At 61.7% G+C, this 15,808-nt stretch carries 17 protein-coding genes and 2 riboswitches; of the genes, 12 read left to right on the top strand and 5 right to left on the bottom strand.

What is annotated here, in order from left to right; translation table 11 throughout:
- Positions 1-7: 7 nt before the first annotated feature.
- Positions 8-862 carry an SDR family oxidoreductase gene (locus tag GLP52_RS11485; protein ID WP_237272453.1) on the top strand — a complete coding sequence of 285 codons (855 nt, stop codon included), beginning with the start codon at positions 8-10 and terminating at the stop codon, positions 860-862.
- 14 nt (positions 863-876) lie between these two features.
- On the top strand, positions 877-1,461 hold the full coding sequence (locus GLP52_RS11480) for an exopolysaccharide biosynthesis protein (RefSeq protein WP_237272452.1): 585 nt from the start codon (positions 877-879) through the stop codon (positions 1,459-1,461).
- Here the strand turns inward: GLP52_RS11480 and GLP52_RS11475 are convergent, their stop codons facing one another.
- From GLP52_RS11475 to thiB, 3 genes are read right to left on the bottom strand one after another with little or no spacing between them, the layout of a single operon-like run.
- A complete protein-coding gene (locus GLP52_RS11475; protein ID WP_093731645.1) occupies positions 1,462-2,154 on the bottom strand; it encodes a thiamine ABC transporter ATP-binding protein in 693 nt (230 codons plus the stop codon). It lies immediately after the preceding gene.
- The gene (locus GLP52_RS11470; protein ID WP_093731607.1) at positions 2,141-3,697 is read right to left on the bottom strand and encodes a thiamine/thiamine pyrophosphate ABC transporter permease ThiP; all 1,557 of its coding nucleotides are present in this window, start codon (positions 3,695-3,697) and stop codon (positions 2,141-2,143) included. Before GLP52_RS11470 ends, GLP52_RS11475 begins: the two co-directional genes overlap by 14 nt.
- Positions 3,673-4,650, bottom strand: a complete 978-nt coding sequence (gene thiB, locus GLP52_RS11465; protein ID WP_237272451.1) for a thiamine ABC transporter substrate binding subunit — start codon at positions 4,648-4,650, stop codon at positions 3,673-3,675. Before thiB ends, GLP52_RS11470 begins: the two co-directional genes overlap by 25 nt.
- A gap of 34 nt (positions 4,651-4,684) precedes the next feature.
- A riboswitch (TPP riboswitch) is annotated at positions 4,685-4,784 on the bottom strand.
- Between the two features lie 92 nt (positions 4,785-4,876).
- Between thiB and aroC the strand changes: the two genes are divergently transcribed.
- From aroC to GLP52_RS11450, 3 genes are all read left to right on the top strand, one after another.
- Entirely contained in the window at positions 4,877-5,977 is a 1,101-nt protein-coding gene (gene aroC, locus GLP52_RS11460; RefSeq protein ID WP_093731605.1) for a chorismate synthase, read from the top strand.
- A gap of 101 nt (positions 5,978-6,078) precedes the next feature.
- Positions 6,079-7,056, top strand: a complete 978-nt coding sequence (locus GLP52_RS11455) for a DMT family transporter (RefSeq protein ID WP_093731604.1) — start codon at positions 6,079-6,081, stop codon at positions 7,054-7,056.
- 110 nt (positions 7,057-7,166) lie between these two features.
- Positions 7,167-8,114, top strand: coding sequence for a cyclase family protein (locus GLP52_RS11450; RefSeq protein ID WP_237272450.1), 948 nt, complete (start codon positions 7,167-7,169; stop codon positions 8,112-8,114).
- 83 nt (positions 8,115-8,197) lie between these two features.
- Here the strand turns inward: GLP52_RS11450 and GLP52_RS11445 are convergent, their stop codons facing one another.
- Positions 8,198-9,067 carry a branched-chain amino acid aminotransferase gene (locus GLP52_RS11445; RefSeq protein WP_237272449.1) on the bottom strand — a complete coding sequence of 290 codons (870 nt, stop codon included), beginning with the start codon at positions 9,065-9,067 and terminating at the stop codon, positions 8,198-8,200.
- A 160-nt stretch (positions 9,068-9,227) separates the two neighbouring features.
- Here GLP52_RS11445 and GLP52_RS11440 point away from each other — a divergent pair, with 160 nt between their 5' ends.
- From GLP52_RS11440 to dxs, 5 genes are all read left to right on the top strand, one after another.
- The gene (locus GLP52_RS11440; RefSeq protein ID WP_093731601.1) at positions 9,228-9,740 is read left to right on the top strand and encodes a MarR family winged helix-turn-helix transcriptional regulator; all 513 of its coding nucleotides are present in this window, start codon (positions 9,228-9,230) and stop codon (positions 9,738-9,740) included.
- Positions 9,737-10,438, top strand: coding sequence for a response regulator (locus tag GLP52_RS11435; protein WP_237272448.1), 702 nt, complete (start codon positions 9,737-9,739; stop codon positions 10,436-10,438). Before GLP52_RS11440 ends, GLP52_RS11435 begins: the two co-directional genes overlap by 4 nt.
- A gap of 135 nt (positions 10,439-10,573) precedes the next feature.
- Entirely contained in the window at positions 10,574-10,816 is a 243-nt protein-coding gene (locus tag GLP52_RS11430; protein ID WP_005850957.1) for an exodeoxyribonuclease VII small subunit, read from the top strand.
- On the top strand, positions 10,776-11,708 hold the full coding sequence (locus tag GLP52_RS11425) for a polyprenyl synthetase family protein (RefSeq protein WP_237272447.1): 933 nt from the start codon (positions 10,776-10,778) through the stop codon (positions 11,706-11,708). Before GLP52_RS11430 ends, GLP52_RS11425 begins: the two co-directional genes overlap by 41 nt.
- Before the next feature lie 16 nt (positions 11,709-11,724).
- Complete coding sequence (dxs, locus tag GLP52_RS11420; protein WP_237272446.1) at positions 11,725-13,653, top strand: 1-deoxy-D-xylulose-5-phosphate synthase; 1,929 nt, start codon at positions 11,725-11,727, stop codon at positions 13,651-13,653.
- Between the two features lie 27 nt (positions 13,654-13,680).
- Here dxs and GLP52_RS11415 read toward each other — a convergent pair whose 3' ends face one another.
- The gene (locus GLP52_RS11415) at positions 13,681-14,121 is read right to left on the bottom strand and encodes a 6,7-dimethyl-8-ribityllumazine synthase (RefSeq protein WP_273098035.1); all 441 of its coding nucleotides are present in this window, start codon (positions 14,119-14,121) and stop codon (positions 13,681-13,683) included.
- A 75-nt stretch (positions 14,122-14,196) separates the two neighbouring features.
- Positions 14,197-14,352, bottom strand: a riboswitch (FMN riboswitch).
- 66 nt (positions 14,353-14,418) lie between these two features.
- Between GLP52_RS11415 and GLP52_RS11410 the strand changes: the two genes are divergently transcribed.
- Together GLP52_RS11410 and GLP52_RS11405 are read left to right on the top strand one after the other, a co-directional pair.
- Complete coding sequence (locus GLP52_RS11410) at positions 14,419-15,042, top strand: FMN-binding negative transcriptional regulator (protein WP_237272445.1); 624 nt, start codon at positions 14,419-14,421, stop codon at positions 15,040-15,042.
- A gap of 68 nt (positions 15,043-15,110) precedes the next feature.
- Positions 15,111-15,722 carry a glutathione S-transferase gene (locus GLP52_RS11405; RefSeq protein ID WP_208596002.1) on the top strand — a complete coding sequence of 204 codons (612 nt, stop codon included), beginning with the start codon at positions 15,111-15,113 and terminating at the stop codon, positions 15,720-15,722.
- The last annotated feature ends 86 nt before the right edge of the window (positions 15,723-15,808 follow it).

Genomic DNA, 15,808 nt, shown 5'->3' with positions numbered 1-15,808 from the left:
ACGCCTCATGGAGAAAACGCTGCTGTCGATCGGGCATGGTTTTAGCGCGCGCGCCCTTGCCGCACGGCTGGTGCCGCAGGGCTGGCGCATCGTCGGCACCACGCGCAGCCCCGACAAGGCAGATGCCATCGCGGACACGGGCGTTGAACCCGTCGTATGGCCGGGTGCCGATCTGGGGGCGTTGATCGCGCAGTTTCCTAATGTGCTCGTCTCGGCCGGACCGGACAGCGCGGGCGATCCGGTATTGAATGCGGTCGAGGATGCGGTCACCCGCGCCGCGCCCGATCTGCGGTGGGTAGGCTATCTGTCGACAACAGGCGTTTACGGCGACCACGACGGCGATTGGGTGGACGAGGACACGCCGCTTACGCCATCGACCAAGCGCGGGCGCGCCCGTGTCACGGCAGAGGCAAGATGGCAGGCGATCCCCGATCTGCCGCTGCATATCTTTCGCCTCGCAGGCATCTATGGCCCCGGACGCGGCCCCTTTGCCAAGGTGCGGGCCGGAACGGCGCGGCGGATCATCAAGCAGGGGCAGGTCTTCTCTCGCATCCATGTCGAGGATATTGCCCAAGCGCTTGAGCTGTCCTTGCAGCGGCCCGACCCGGGCGCGGTCTATAATCTGTGCGACGATGACCCCGCGCCACCGCAAGACGTGATCGCCCACGCGGCAGAGCTGCTTGGCCTTCCCGTGCCCCCCGCGATCCCCTTTGATCAGGCCGATATGACCCCCATGGCCCGCAGCTTTTACGCGGAAAGCAAGAAGGTTCGGAACGACCGTATTAAGCAGGCGTTAGGCTGGGCACCGCAGTTCCCCACCTATCGGGCTGGGCTGACGGCATTGCTTGCACGAGACAGCTGACCTTTGGGGGGTATATGCACAATATCGAGGAGCGTAGCCTCACCCATCTGTTGGACGGGATGGAGCAAGCGGCCAGCCGCGAGATGGTCACGATCAACGATGTGCTGAACGAATTCGGAGAGCGGTCCCTGCTCCCCTTCATTCTGGTGGCCGCGCTGCTGTTAGTGTCGCCGCTGTCCGGTGTCTTTGGTGTGTCCAGTTTCATGGCGATGGTCGTCATCGTGCTGTCGGCGCAGGCGGTCTATGGACGCAAACGTCTGTGGTTGCCGCAATTCCTGCTGCGCCGCGAGGTCAAATCAACACGGTTGCTGTTTTGCGTGCGGTGGCTGCGCAAGCCCGCGGCGTTCTTTGATCGCCACTCGGGTAAGAGGCTCCAGTTTCTGACGACAGGCCCGATGCGTCTGCTGACGTTGGTGACCTGCGTGATCCTGCCCGTGGGCTGGCCCTTGCTTGAATTCGTGCCCTTCGCGTCGTCTTTCGGGGGCGGAACGGTGGCGCTGTTTGCTTTTGGTCTGTTCACCCGTGACGGGCTTTATGTGTTGCTGGGGTATCTGACGATCTTGCTGACATCGCTGACCTTTTACGCCGTCATTTTCTGATCATCCCAGATAGGCACGCAACGCGTCGGGCGGATTGTCCATCAACGCTGCGGCAGGCTGAGGTGCCTGCGCGGTGCCACCTTCGACAAAAATCACCTGATCCGCGATACGGCGCACGTCTTCGGGGGCGTGGGTCACCATGATCAGCGCTGCGCCGGTTTCTGCGGCGAGCTCTGCCACCAGATCAAGCATATCGTTACGCAGGGCAGGACCAAGTGCGGCAAAGGGTTCGTCGAGCAGTACAAGCGGGCGGGCTTGTACCAGTACCCGTGCGAGGGCCACACGGCTTTGCTGCCCGCCGGAAAGCTCGGCAGGTTTGCGGGCAGCCATCCCCTGCAGCCCGACGCGATCGAGCGCCTCGTGTACACGGGTTTGTTCCGCAGTGCTGAGCCGCAGGTCGGGGCGCAGCCCCAGCCCCACATTTTGCATCACGCTGAGATGGGGAAAGAGGTTGTTGTCCTGAAAAAGCATCGTCATCGGCCGCGCACCGGGGGCCGCTTGGGTGATGTCTGTGCCCTGCCACAGCAGCCTGCCAGTACTGAGCGGAATGAACCCGCAAAGCGCCCCCAGCAGGGTGGATTTCCCCGCACCCGAGGGGCCGATCACCGCATAGGTCTGCGCGGGCGCAAGGGTCAGGTCGGCGTGCAGGGTAAAGCTGCCTTGGGTGATCTGTGCGGTCTCAAGCGTCAGCATGCCAGCGCCCTCCCTTGTCGAATATCCAGAAAATCCCCAGCGACAGCGCCAGCAGGATCAGGGCCGCACCCGCCGCGGCCTCCATCCGGTAGGCCCCCATCAAGCGATACATTTGCAGTGGCAGGGTGGCACTGTCGGGGTCGGCGAACAAGGCGATGACCCCCAGATCTCCCATCGACAGGGCACCGGTCAGCCCCGCGGCAAATCCGATCTGCGGGCGCAAGCGTGGCAGGATCAGCCAGCGCCAAAGCGGCCAGCCGCGCAGCCCCAACATTTGCGCCTGCCTGCCGTAAACCTGAACCGTGTCGCGCAGGCGGGGCACCAGAATACGCAGGGCAAAGGGCAGGGCCATCAGCGCATTGACCAGTGCTGTGACGGGCAGGGCCAGCGTAAAAGGGCTGGCGATGGGGTTGATCAGAATGAACCAGCCGGTGCCGATCATCAGCGGAGAGGCAGCCAAACCCAAGAGGCCCACCGCCTCTACCCCGCCGCGGGCGCGGGTCGCGATCCATCCGGCAAGGGGGAGGGCCAAGGCCAGCAAGACCACCACGCTGATTAACGCCACGGTGACAGAGGTGCCCGCCGCCTGCCACACGCTGGCGGGCATTTGCGGCAGGCCGATCACCCCGCGCAGCAGGACCGAGGTCAGGGGCAACAGAAGAAACCCCGCCGCCAGCGTGATGAACAGCGCATCGATCCCCCGTTGCAACCCGCCGCGCGCGTCCCAGCGGTGCAGGGGTCGGTCCTGCCCGCCGCCCAGACTGATCGCGGGGATGATCCAAAGCGCCAGCGCGCCGGTGCTGCCGGCAAGGCCAAGCTGCACCAGCGACAGCAGTGCAGCACGGTTTAGGTCAAAGTCGAAACGGAACGCCTGATAGATCGCAAGCTCGATTGTCGTGGCGCGGGGGCCGCCGCCGAGGGTCAGCGCTACGGCAAAGCTGGTCAGGCAGATCACAAAGATCAACGCCGCTGTGCCGGGCAGGATCTGGCGGAGCAGGGGCAGTTCAATGCTGCGGAACACGGCGCGCGGGGTCATGCCAAGCTGCGCTGCCAGCCGGAAACGTTCAGCGGGCACGGTTTGCCACGCCTGCAACAGCAGTCGCGTTGCCAGTGGCAGGTTAAAAAAGACATGTGCCAGCACGACTCCATGCAGCCCGTAGATAGAGATGCCGGGCAGTCCGACCAGCGTCAGACCCGCATTCAGCCAGCCCGCGCGGCCAAACACCGCAAGCACCCCCAGCACGGCGACAATCACCGGCAGGATAAAAGGTGCCCCAAGCAGCGTCACCAGCAGCCCGCGCCCGACAAAGCGCCGCCGCGCCAGCGCACGGGCGACAGGGATTGCCAGCACGGTAGACAGCAGAGCGGAAAGCACGGCCTGTAGCACGGTAAACCGGATCGCGGCCCAATCGGCCGGGCCAAGCCCGCTGCCGAACTCCGCCCGCCAAAGTACCGCCACCACCGCAGCAAGGATCAGCGCCGCAACCAGAATGGCGGCGCTGATGCCGGTTTTCGTGCTTATTGCGACAGCGCGGAGAGCCATTCGGCCAATGCTTCCTCGCGCAGGGCGGGCACGTCACCGTTCGGGATCAGCAGCGCCTTGTCTGGTTCGATCAACTGTTTAAAGCCTTCGGGCAGCCCGCCTTGGGGCGTAACGGCGGGGTACATCCAATTGGTCGTGGGCAGCACCGATTGCGCCGCGTCCGATACCATGAACTGCATGAATTGATCGGCCAGCCCGGGCTGGTCGGTGCCCGCCAGTTTGCCGACCACTTCGATCTGCATGTAATGGCCTTCGTCAAAGGCGGCGGCGGCTTTGGTCGCGTCCTCTTCGGCGATCAGGTGATAGGCGGGGGACGTGGTATAGCTCAGCACCATGTCGGCCTCGCCCTCAAGGAACAAGCCGTAGGCTTCGGACCAGCCTTTGGTCACGGTCACGACGTTATCCGCCAAACCTTCCCAGATCGCGGGGGCCTCGTCGCCGTAAGCCTCCTTGACCCACATCAGCAGGCCCAGACCGGGGGTAGAGGACCGGGGGTCCTGAATCACGATCTTGAGGTCACTGTCGGCTAGCGCGCGAAAGTTCGCAGGCGGTGTCAGATCGGCGTTATGGACAAAGGCAAAATAGCCCCAGTCGTAGGGGGCAAAGCTGTCGTCCTCCCATGTGACGGGCAGGTCGTAATCCGCATCAACTGTGGCCGTCGCGAACAACCCTGTTTCCTTGGCCGCCGCGATCAGGCTGGTATCAAGCCCCAGCACCAGATCGGCGTCAGACCGTGCGCCTTCCAGCTTGAGCCGCGCCAACAGCGCCGCGCCATCGCCCATGCCTACGAATTTCAGATCGCAGGCACACTCTGCTTCAAAGGCCGCTTCGATTACAGGGCCGGGGCCCCATTCGGCGACAAAGCTATCGTAGGTATAGACCACCAGTTCGGGCGTGTCGGCCCATGCCTGCGTGGCGAAAAGCGTGGTGGCAGCAAGTGTAAGATACTTCATGGCATCCTCCAAAATGCGGCGTCAGAAAGCGTTGGAGGTGTATCCAGACCTTCCCTCCGCCGGTGTTAACCGGTTCAGGTTCAACGGGTCCGTGCGCGCACATCTCAGCCTGTCAGGCCCCCCGAGGTGTCTTATCGGTAGAACGCCTGTGGCCCGCGCGCAAGGTGAAACCCCTTGAGGCATGGTCCTGCCCCCGTTAAGGATCACCGCCAAAGGAGCACATCCCATGTCGATCAACAGCTTTGGCCATCTTTTCCGCGTGACCACCTGGGGCGAAAGCCACGGGCCTGCTTTGGGGGCCACGGTGGACGGCTGCCCCCCCGGTGTGACGATCACCGAAGAGATGATCCAGCAGTGGATGGACAAGCGCAAACCCGGCCAGAACAAATACACCACGCAGCGCCGCGAAGCGGACGAGGTGCGGATCCTGTCAGGCGTGTTCGAAGGCGTCACCACCGGCACACCGATCCAGCTGATGATCGAGAACACCGACCAGCGGTCGAAAGACTACGGCGACATCAAGGACAAGTTCCGCCCCGGTCACGCAGACATCACCTATTTCCAGAAATACGGAATCCGCGATTATCGCGGCGGCGGGCGGTCGTCGGCACGTGAAACCGCGTCGCGTGTGGCGGCGGGAGGATTGGCACGTGAAGCGATCAAGGCAATCGCGCCGAATGTGCAGATTACCGGCTATATGGTGCAGATGGGCCCGCATAAAATCGACCGAGATGCGTTTGATTGGGACCAAATCGAACAGAACCCGTTCTGGGTGCCCGACGCCAAGGCAGCTGACGACTGGGCCGCGTATCTGGACGGTTTGCGCAAATCCGGATCCTCTGTCGGTGCGATCATCGAGATCACGGCACGCGGCGTGCCCGCGGGCCTTGGTGCGCCGGTCTATGGTAAGCTCGACACCGATCTAGCCGCTGCGATGATGAGCATCAATGCCGTCAAAGGTGTCGAGATTGGCGAAGGGATGTCCGCCGCCATGCTGACCGGAGAGTTGAACGCAGACGAGATCAGCATGGGCCCCAACGGCCCTGTCTATTCGTCGAACCATGCGGGCGGTATTCTGGGCGGCATCAGCACCGGCCAAGACATCGTGCTGCGTTTCGCGGTCAAACCGACGTCGAGTATCCTGACCACGCGCAAGACGATCACCAAATCCGGCGAAGACACAGAGATCATCACCAAGGGTCGCCACGATCCGTGCGTTGGTATCCGCGCCGTGCCCGTGGGCGAGGCGATGATGGCCTGTGTGCTGCTGGATCACATGCTGCTGCACCGTGGTCAGGTCGGCGAAAATCAGGGCGTCATCGGCTAAGCTGCGCAGGGCGCTCGTATTTTTCGCACATGGGCGGGAATAGCACGCGCAGGTTGACGCGGGATCTTGCAACTTGAAACGCACAGGCGCAAGCATGCGCCATGCAAAGCACCACGACAGAGCACCGCCCCGGCCGGGCCATCGCCCTTAAACTGGGGGCGGTCTTTCTGTTCTCGGTCATGGCGGCCCTCATCAAGATCGCGACGGCCACCGTGCCCGCCGCCCAAGCCGTGTTCTACCGGTCGTTCTTTGCCTTCCCGATGATCATCCTGTGGCTGTGGCAAAGCGGCGATCTGCGCGACGGGCTAAAGCCAAGCAACCTGATGGGCCACGTCTGGCGCGGCGTCTTTGGAACCACGGCGATGGCGCTGACCTTTGCGGGGCTAAGCCTGCTGCCCCTGCCAGAGGTGACGGCTATCGGCTATGCCACGCCGCTGTTCACCGTGATCTTTGCCGCGATATTCTTGGGCGAACAGGTGCGTGTGTTCCGCCTGTCCGCTGTGGCGATCGGGTTGATCGGGGTGTTGATCGTTTTGTACCCCCGCTTCACCGTGGACGGGGATAGCGTGTCGCAACTGGCGATGATGGGCGCGATTATGGTGGTTGCTGCGTCGATCATGCGTGCGCTGGTCCAGATCCACGTGCGCCGTCTGGTGCAAACCGACAGCACGGCGGCCATCGTGTTCTACTTTTCACTCACCGCGACCTGCCTGTCGTTCTTTACCCTGCCCGCAGGGATGGTGATCAACTGGGAGCCGCTTTGGTGGGTGAACCCCGGTTGGCAGGTCTCGGCGTTGTTGATCCTGTCGGGCATGATCGGCGGGGTGTCGCAGATCATGATCACCGCGTCATATCGCTATGGGCCGGTGTCGATGCTGGCCCCATTCGACTATGCATCAATGATCTTTGCGGTGCTGATCGGCTGGGTCTTGTTCAGCGAAATCCCGACACCTGCGATCCTGATCGGGGCGGGTCTGGTCATCGCCGGCGGTGCGGCGATCATCTGGCGGGAACGGCAATTGGGGCTGGACCGGTCCAAATCCAAGGCGAGCAGCACCCCCCAAGGAACCCCAAGCTGACAGCACGCGAAAATGCGTGTCAGGATTGCATTTTGTGCTAGCCTGACCCTCTAGGGTGTGGAATCGCAGGTCTCCTGAGTGTTCCGCACCCTGCTTTCTGGGAGGGAAACATGAAATTAACCAAGATTATTGCTACTGCCGTATCCATTGGTTTCGGGGCAACTGCCGCATGGGCGCAAGACTGCGCCCCATCGCAATGGGGGGCGGAGGATCAATTGGGATCGGCTAACCTGATCTCGACTGAACGCACGCTAGAGGCGGCTAAATTGATCAAACAGGGCAAATCGATGCCGCTGGGGATCGTGATCGGGCCGGACACCCCTGCCTTTCCGCCTCGGTCTTTGAACCTGCAAATCGTTCAGCCCAACCAGCACGGTGGGCAAAAACTGTCGTCCTTTGGCTATGAAGGCAACTATAACGACGACCTGCTGCAAACCTGGATCGGAATCGGGTCGCAGCTGGACGGGCTGGGGCATCTCGGGGAAAACGGGATGTACTATAACTGTCTGGATGAGAAAGAGATCTCGGCAATCAGCGGCCTGACAAAACTAGGGACCCACGCTGTGCCGCCCTTGGTCGGGCGCGCTGTGATCATCGATATGGCCAAACATATGGGCAAGGACGTGCTGGCCGCCGGAGAGCATTTCGGCGAGGCAGAGATCACCGCCGCGATGGAAGCGCAGCAGGTCACCGTGAAGGAAGGCGATATCGTGCTGTTTCACACCGGTTGGACCGATGGCATGATGGAAAGCGACCCAAGCGCGTGGGGGTCGACCGAACCGGGGCTGAACAACGAAGGCGCGGTGTTTGTCGCGTCGATGAACCCGCTGGCTGTGGGCGCTGACACATGGGGCCTCGAGGCCATTCCGCCGAAAGAAGGTGACAAGGTATTCTATGGCCACGTCACGCTGCTCAAGGACAATGGCATCTACATTCTGGAAACCATGAACACAGGCCCGCTGGTCGCTGAAGGCGTGCAAGAGTTTATGTTCGTGCTGGGACAGCCGCTGATCAAAGGCACGGTGCAGGCGATGATCAATCCGGTCGCGCTTTACTAAGGCGGCTTGCTGTATCGCAGGTGTGGAAACGAAAACGGCGCGGGGGTGTGAACCCTCGCGCCGTTTTGTCTTAGTGGGTCGGTTCAGGCCCGGACGAGCTTTTCGTAGTCTTCCGAAATCTCGCGGGTCAGCGCGCCGACCTCGAAAGTGTAGTCGCCGATCTGGCCGACGGGCGTGACCTCGGCTGCGGTGCCGGTCAGCCAGCACTGTTCAAAGCCTTCCAGCTCTTCGGGCATGATGTGGCGCTCGTGCACGGTCAGGCCCTTGTCTTTGAGCATCCCGATCACGGTCTGACGTGTCAGCCCGTTAAGAAAGCAATCGGCCAGCGGCGTGTGCACTTCGCCGTCTTTGACGAAAAAGATGTTCGCGCCGGTCGCTTCGGCCACATAGCCGCGGTAGTCCATGAACAGCGCGTCAGAACAACCCTTGGCTTCTGCCGCGTGTTTGGAAGTGGTGCAGATCATATACAGGCCCGCCGCTTTGGCGTGCACGGGGATCGTCTCGGGCGAGGGGCGTTTCCACTTTGAGATGTCGAGCTTGGCACCCTGCATCTTGGCGTCGCCATAATAGTTGCCCCATTCCCAGCCGGCGATGGCCAGCCGCACAGGGTTGCGCGCCGCCGAGACACCCATATCAGGGCCGGCACCGCGCCATGCGACTGCGCGGACATAGGCGTCGGTCCAGCCGTTCGCCTTGAGCATTTCGTATTTCGCGGTCTCGATTTCATCGACGGAATAGGGGATCTCAAAGTCGAGGTACTGTGCCGATTTCCGCAGCCGCTCAGAGTGTTCGCGGCTTTTGAAAATCTTGCCGTTGTAGCAGCGTTCGCCTTCGAACACCGATGACGCATAGTGCATGGCATGGGTCAGAATATGGACATTGGCCTCGCGCCAATCGACCATTTTGCCGTCCAACCAGATTTTGCCGTCGCGATCGTCATATGCGCCGTCCATGATGTATCCTTCCTAAAAGCACCTTGGGGTTTATGAAAATTGCGTCAAACCCGCTGCGTGCAGACATATAATTACGCAAAACATGGGATTCGATAGCCTTTGACACTTGGAAAGTCAATAACGCTGACGTAAGCTCTTGGCGCAGCAACGGGAGACTACAATGGCGGACGGACGCGGCCCATCATCACACACGGGCGAGAACCTGCTATTCCTGACGGATGAACAGCTGCGTCAGGGGATCGAGGCGATGTTCTTTGCCTACCGCGGTTTCACGGCCGACCCCGACAAGATACTGGTGGACATGGCCTATGGTCGCGCACACCACCGTGCAATTCACTTTATTAACCGTGCACCGGGCACGACGGTGAACAATCTGCTGGGGATTTTGGGTGTTACAAAACAATCCCTTAATCGTGTCTTGCGCACGTTGATCGCCGATGGTCTTGTCAAAAGCCAAGTGGGAAAAACCGACAAGCGGGAGCGGCATTTGTATCTGACCGACGCAGGGCGCGCGCTCGAACAGGCATTATCTGATGCACAACGGATGCGGATGCGCAGCGCGTTCCGCGATGCCGGACCAGAAGCGGTCGCGGGTTTCCGCACCGTACTAGAGGCGATGATGGACCCTGAAATGCACCACAGCTACACGCGCCTCAAGGAGAATGGCGCGTGAACGAGGCAGATGCGCACCTGCTGATCGTCGATGATGACGAACGTATCCGGTCGTTGTTGCAGAAGTTTCTGATGCGGCATGGCTTTCTAGTGACCACGGCCCGCGACGCGGCCCATGCACGGCGCATTCTGGCGGGGTTGGATTTTGATCTGATCGTGTTGGATGTGATGATGCCGGGCGAAGACGGGCTGAGCTTGACCCGTGGTCTGCGCGAAACCATGCAAACACCAATCCTGCTGCTGACCGCCAAAGGCGAGACGGAAAACCGCATCGACGGGCTGGAAGCAGGGGCGGATGATTATCTTGCCAAACCGTTTGAACCCAAGGAGCTGTTGCTTCGGATCAACGCGATCCTGCGCCGCATGCCGGACACCCGCGTTGCAGATGCAACGCCCAAGGTGCTGTCGATGGGCGCGATCCGCTATGACATCGAACGCGGCGAGCTGTGGCAGGGCGAAGATCTGGTTCGATTGACCGCCACCGAAATCCAGCTGATGCGCATTTTTGCCGCCCAACCGGGGACGGCGCTTAGCCGGTCGAAACTGGTCGAGGAACTGGGCCGCGACCGTGGGCAGGCGCAAGAACGCGCGGTCGATGTGCAGATCACGCGTCTGCGCCGCAAAATCGAAGATAACCCCAAACAGCCCCGCTATCTGCAAACCGTACGTGGCGCGGGCTATATGCTGGCCCCCGACTGACGCCCCCTAGCTGCAGGGGGTGATCCGCAAAATTGGTGCCAGAGAATTTGCGCCCAATAAATCGGCACGGTCACTGGAAGCCAAAGCGCGGGCGGGCTATGTTTGGGCCAAGTTTGATGGATGGGATTCACAGCAATGACAGATACTCCGGTAGAAGAGATGAGCTTTGAGGCGGCGATGGCGGAACTGGAAAAGGTTCTGGGCCAGCTAGAGCGGGGCGATGTGGCGCTGGACGAAAGCATTTCGCTCTATGAACGCGGGGCCAAGCTCAAGAAACGCTGCGAGACCAAGCTCAAGGAAGCCGAAGAGAAAGTCGCGCAGATCACGCTGGACGGCGATGGCAACCCTGTCGGAGTGGCTCCTGTTGGCGGGGTTTGACATCTCGATTGAGGCCGAGCTGACACGCCCCCCCTTTGCAGAGGCACTGCCAAAGGCTGCGGAATTGGCGATTGGTCAGATATTGCACGGACTTGGCGGGCTGGACGGCACTGTGGCCGAAGCGATGCGCTATGCTGTGACAGGCGGTAAGGGTCTGCGGGCCTTTCTGGTGATCGAAAGCGCGCGGTTGCACGGGGTGATGGATGCGCAGGCCGCCCCCGCCGCCGGTGCCATCGAGGCGCTGCATGCCTATTCACTCGTTCACGACGATATGCCTTGCATGGATGATGACGCGCTGCGTCGGGGTCAGCCCACAGTGCACCTAAAGTGGGACGAGGCGACGGCGGTTCTGGCAGGCGATGCACTGCAAACACTGGCGTTTGGACTGGTCGCGGCGACGGGCTGTGGTGATGCTGAACGGGTTGCGCTGGTCACGGGGCTGGCGCGGGCCGCCGGTGTGCGCGGCATGGTGGGCGGGCAGGCGATGGACATCGCCGCCGAAACCGCGCGCCAACCGCTGACGCTAGACCAGATCACAACGCTTCAGGCCGGCAAGACCGGTGCGTTGATCGAATGGGCTGCGACAGCAGGGCCGGTAATGGCGGGCGATGATCCCGCCGCCCTTCGCAGCTATGCCCGCAACCTCGGTCTGGCGTTCCAGATTGCCGATGACATTCTTGACGTCGAAGGCGACGCCGCCACGGTGGGCAAAGCCGTCGGCAAGGATGCCGATGCGGGCAAGGCGACCTTTGTGTCGCTGCTGGGGCTGGACCCCGCCCGCGCCCGTGCCCGTGATCTTGTCGATGCTGCTTGTGATGCCCTGTCCCCTTACGGCACAGACGGAGAAACCTTGCGAGACGCAGCCCGCTTCGTTATTGCCCGCAAAAGCTGATCCGGTGGAGAGCCAGATGACCGATAGACCCGATACGCCCCTTTTGGACCGTGTAAACCGCCCTGCCGATCTGAAGAATTTCTCGGACGCAGAGCTGGTGAAACTGTCCCATGAACTGCGGGCAGAGACGATTTCTGCCGTATCAGAGACGGGCGGCCATCTGGGCGCAGGTCTGGGCGTGGTTGAACTGACGGTCGCGATCCATTCGGTGTTCGATACACCCAAGGACAAGCTGATCTGGGATGTTAGCCACCAATGCTACCCGCATAAGATCCTGACCGAACGCCGCGACCGCATCCGCACCCTGCGGATGAAGGACGGGTTGAGCGGTTTTACCAAGCGCAGTGAATCGCCCTACGATCCCTTCGGTGCGGCGCATTCGTCGACCTCTATCAGCGCGGCTCTTGGGTTTTCAGTCGCACGTGATCTGGGGGGCAATGTCCCCGAAGGTCTGGGCGATGCGATTGCGGTGATCGGCGATGGGTCCATGTCGGCAGGCATGGCCTATGAGGCGATGAACAACGCGGGCCATCTGAAAAAGCGGATGTTCGTCATCTTGAACGACAACGAAATGTCGATCGCGCCGCCTGTGGGGGCGATGTCCACATACCTCAGCCGTTTGTACGCCGAAGAACCGTTTCAGGACTTCAAGGCCGCAGCCAAGGGTGCGGTCAGCATGTTGCCTGGCCCGTTCCGCGAAGGGGCCAAGCGCGCCAAGGATATGCTCAAGGGCATGGCCGTGGGTGGGACGTTGTTCGAACAGCTTGGGTTTTCCTATCTCGGGCCGATTGACGGGCATGACCTGAACCAATTGCTGCCCGTGTTGCGCACGGTCAAGGCACGGGCGACGGGGCCGGTGCTGATCCATGTGATCACCAAAAAGGGCAAGGGCTATGGCCCCGCCGAAGCCGCCCGCGACAAGGGCCACGCGACCGCCAAGTTCAATGTGCTGACAGGCGAGCAAAAGAAAGCGCCGTCGAACGCGCCAAGCTATACCCGTGTGTTTGCGGACAGCTTGATTGCCGAAGCGGCGAACGACGACAAGATTTGCGCCGTGACCGCCGCGATGCCGGATGGGACGGGGCTGAACCTTTTCGCTGAACGCTACCCCAGCCGGTGTTTCGATGTGGGTATTGCGGAACAGCACGGGGTGACATTCTCTGCCGGATTGGCGGCGGGCGGGATGAAGCCGTTTTGCACGATGTATTCAACCTTCCTGCAGCGCGGCTATGATCAGGTGGTGCATGACGTGGCGATCCAGCGTTTGCCGGTGCGGTTTGCGATTGATCGCGCGGGACTGGTCGGGGCCGATGGGGCCACCCACGCCGGTGCCTTTGATGTGGCGTTTTTGGCGAACCTGCCCGATTTTGTTGTGATGGCCGCCGCGGACGAGGCAGAGCTAGTACATATGGTCGCCACCGCCGCGGCCTATGACGATGGGCCGATTGCCTTCCGTTTCCCACGGGGCGAAGGCGCGGGCGTGACGATGCCAGAACGCGGTGTGCCGTTGGAGATCGGCAAAGGGCGCATCATCGCCGAAGGCAAGCGCGTGGCACTGCTGTCCTTTGGGACGCGCCTGTCAGAGGTGGAAAAAGCCGCCGAGGCGCTGCGGGCCAAGGGGATCACGCCGACCATCGCCGACGCACGCTTTGCCAAGCCGCTGGATCGCGAGATGATCCTGTCGCTGGCCGCCGATCACGAGGCGCTGATTACGATTGAAGAGGGCGCCGTTGGCGGTTTTGGCAGCCATGTGGCGCAGCTTCTGGCGGATGAGGGCGTGTTCGACGCGGGGCTGAAGTACCGGTCGATGGTGCTCCCCGATACCTTTATCGATCAGGCAAGCCCTGCCGATATGTATGCGGTCGCGGGGATGAACGCCGAACACATCGAGGCCAAAGTGCTGGATGTTCTGGGCATTGCCAGCATCGGGGCGCAGCGGGCCTGACGCTCAGGCCCGCGCAATAAAGGGGTATCAGGCGTCGAGCAATTGCCGCGCTGCCACGATGCCAAGCGCCGCCGAAGCTGCCTCGCGGCCCTTTTCGACGAAATGCGCGCGATAGATCGCATTGTGATGGTCGGTTTCCTGATAGTGATGCGGCGTCAGCGATACGGATAGCACGGGCACACCCGTATCCAGCCCCACGCGCATCAACCCGTCGACCACAGCTGTCGCCACGAAATCATGCCGGTAGATGCCGCCATCGACCACAAAGGCCGCGCAGATGATTGCATCATACTTGCCGGATTTGGCGAGGGTCTGCGCCATCAGCGGCATCTCGAACGCGCCGGGGACATCGACCACGTCGATTTGGCTGGCGGGGATGGATTCTGCAAACCCGTCATAAGCGCGGTCCACAATATCGGCGTGCCAGCGTGCTTTTACAAAGGCGTAGCGGGTGTGTGTCATAGTGATCTCCTTTTTTTCGTCAGCGACACAAGTCACCCAAGGCGATCACGATTACGGACGGACCCCGTGGGGCCGCAGCAAACGCATTCTCTTTCATCCGGACTATGACCGTCGGCTCTGGCATCTCACCAGATCTGCTGACCAAGCGTCCCGTTAGGGGCGCGTTGCGCTCGCGGGCTCGTGACACTGGGGCCACATACCGCCGGTGGGGAATTGCGCCCCGCCCTGAGAATGCTTGTACGTTGCCAAGGCGGGGGCAGGTCTGCAATACCAAAAGTGCGTTTGCAGTTTGGACCCTACGTTATGCACCCCAATCCCGTTTACCACGACGCCGACACCGCCAAGAACATCGCCTTTGCGCGCGACCGCAGTTTTGGTGTGCTTGCTGCCGCTGGCGACGATGAGCCATTGATGAGCCATGTTCCGTTTTTGCTGAACGAAGCGGGGGATCAGGCCGACCTGCATCTGGTTCGGTCAAACCCGATCGCGCGGGCGCTAACGTCGGCGTTGCCGGTGAAGCTCGCCATCAGCGGGGGCGACAGCTATGTTTCGCCCGACTGGTACGACGTCGACGATCAGGTGCCGACATGGAACTATGTGGCGGTGCATCTGACCGGCACGCTGGAACTGCGTCCGCAAGAAGAGCTGCTGGACCTGCTGGATCGCCAATCCGCCTGGTTCGAAGACCGTCTGCTGCCCAAGCCGCCGTGGACCACCGCCAAGATGAACCCCCTGACCATGCAGAAAATGATGCGCATGATCGTGCCCTGCCGGATGCGGATCACCGGCGTCGATGGCACGTGGAAGCTCAGCCAGAACAAACCGGACGCGGTGCGGCTTGCGGCTGCAGATGGCGTGGAGGCGCACGGCTTTGGCGCTGGAACAGGCACGCTCGCCCGCCAGATGCGCGCGGCCAAAGGCGCCTGATCAACAAGCGATTGCACAGGGCGCGGTTGACGGTGATAGTCCCCCTGAACCCTGAGGAGGAGACACGCATGAAACTATCCTATTCCCCGACATCGCCCTATGTCCGCAAAGTCATGGTGTTGCTGCACGAAACCGGCCAGCTTGAAGACCTCACGCTTGAGAATATCACGACCACGCCGCTTGCAGCTGATGCGGCGCTGCTGCCCAATAACCCGCTCGCCAAAGTGCCCGCGCTGGTGCGCGACGAGGGGCCGGCGCTGTACGACAGCCGCGTGATTTGCGCCTATCTGGACGATCGCGCAGGGGGCAAGCTGTACCCGACCGGCAGCCGCCGCTGGGACACGCTGACGCTCGAGGCGACGGCGGACGGCATTTTGGATGCGGCGTTGGCCATGGTGTACGAAGGGCGGATGCGTCCGGCGGACAAGCAGATGCCTGAATGGGTCGAAGGCCAGTGGGCAAAGATTGACCGCGCTTGTTCCGCATTGAACACGCGCTGGATCAGCCAGCTTTCCGGTCCGCTGGATATGGGGCAGATCGCGGTCGGTTGCGCCTTGGGATACCTTGATTTCCGGCATGACGCGCGCAACTGGCGCCAGGGCAATGACGCCCTGGCCGATTGGGCGCGCCGCTTTGATTCGCGGGCATCCATGCAGGCAACCGCCCCTCCGGCAGGATAAAAGCGCAAAAAATTCGATCTTCACCCTTGAAGGAATGCAACACTGCGACGGTTTGCGCGACAAAGGTATCTGGACGTGCGCGACGC

Source organism: Sulfitobacter sp. M22 (genome assembly GCF_021736025.1).
Classification (GTDB): domain Bacteria; phylum Pseudomonadota; class Alphaproteobacteria; order Rhodobacterales; family Rhodobacteraceae; genus Sulfitobacter; species Sulfitobacter litoralis.
Note: the sequence above shows the minus strand (reverse complement) of the source record. Positions and strands in the feature narration are given on the sequence as shown.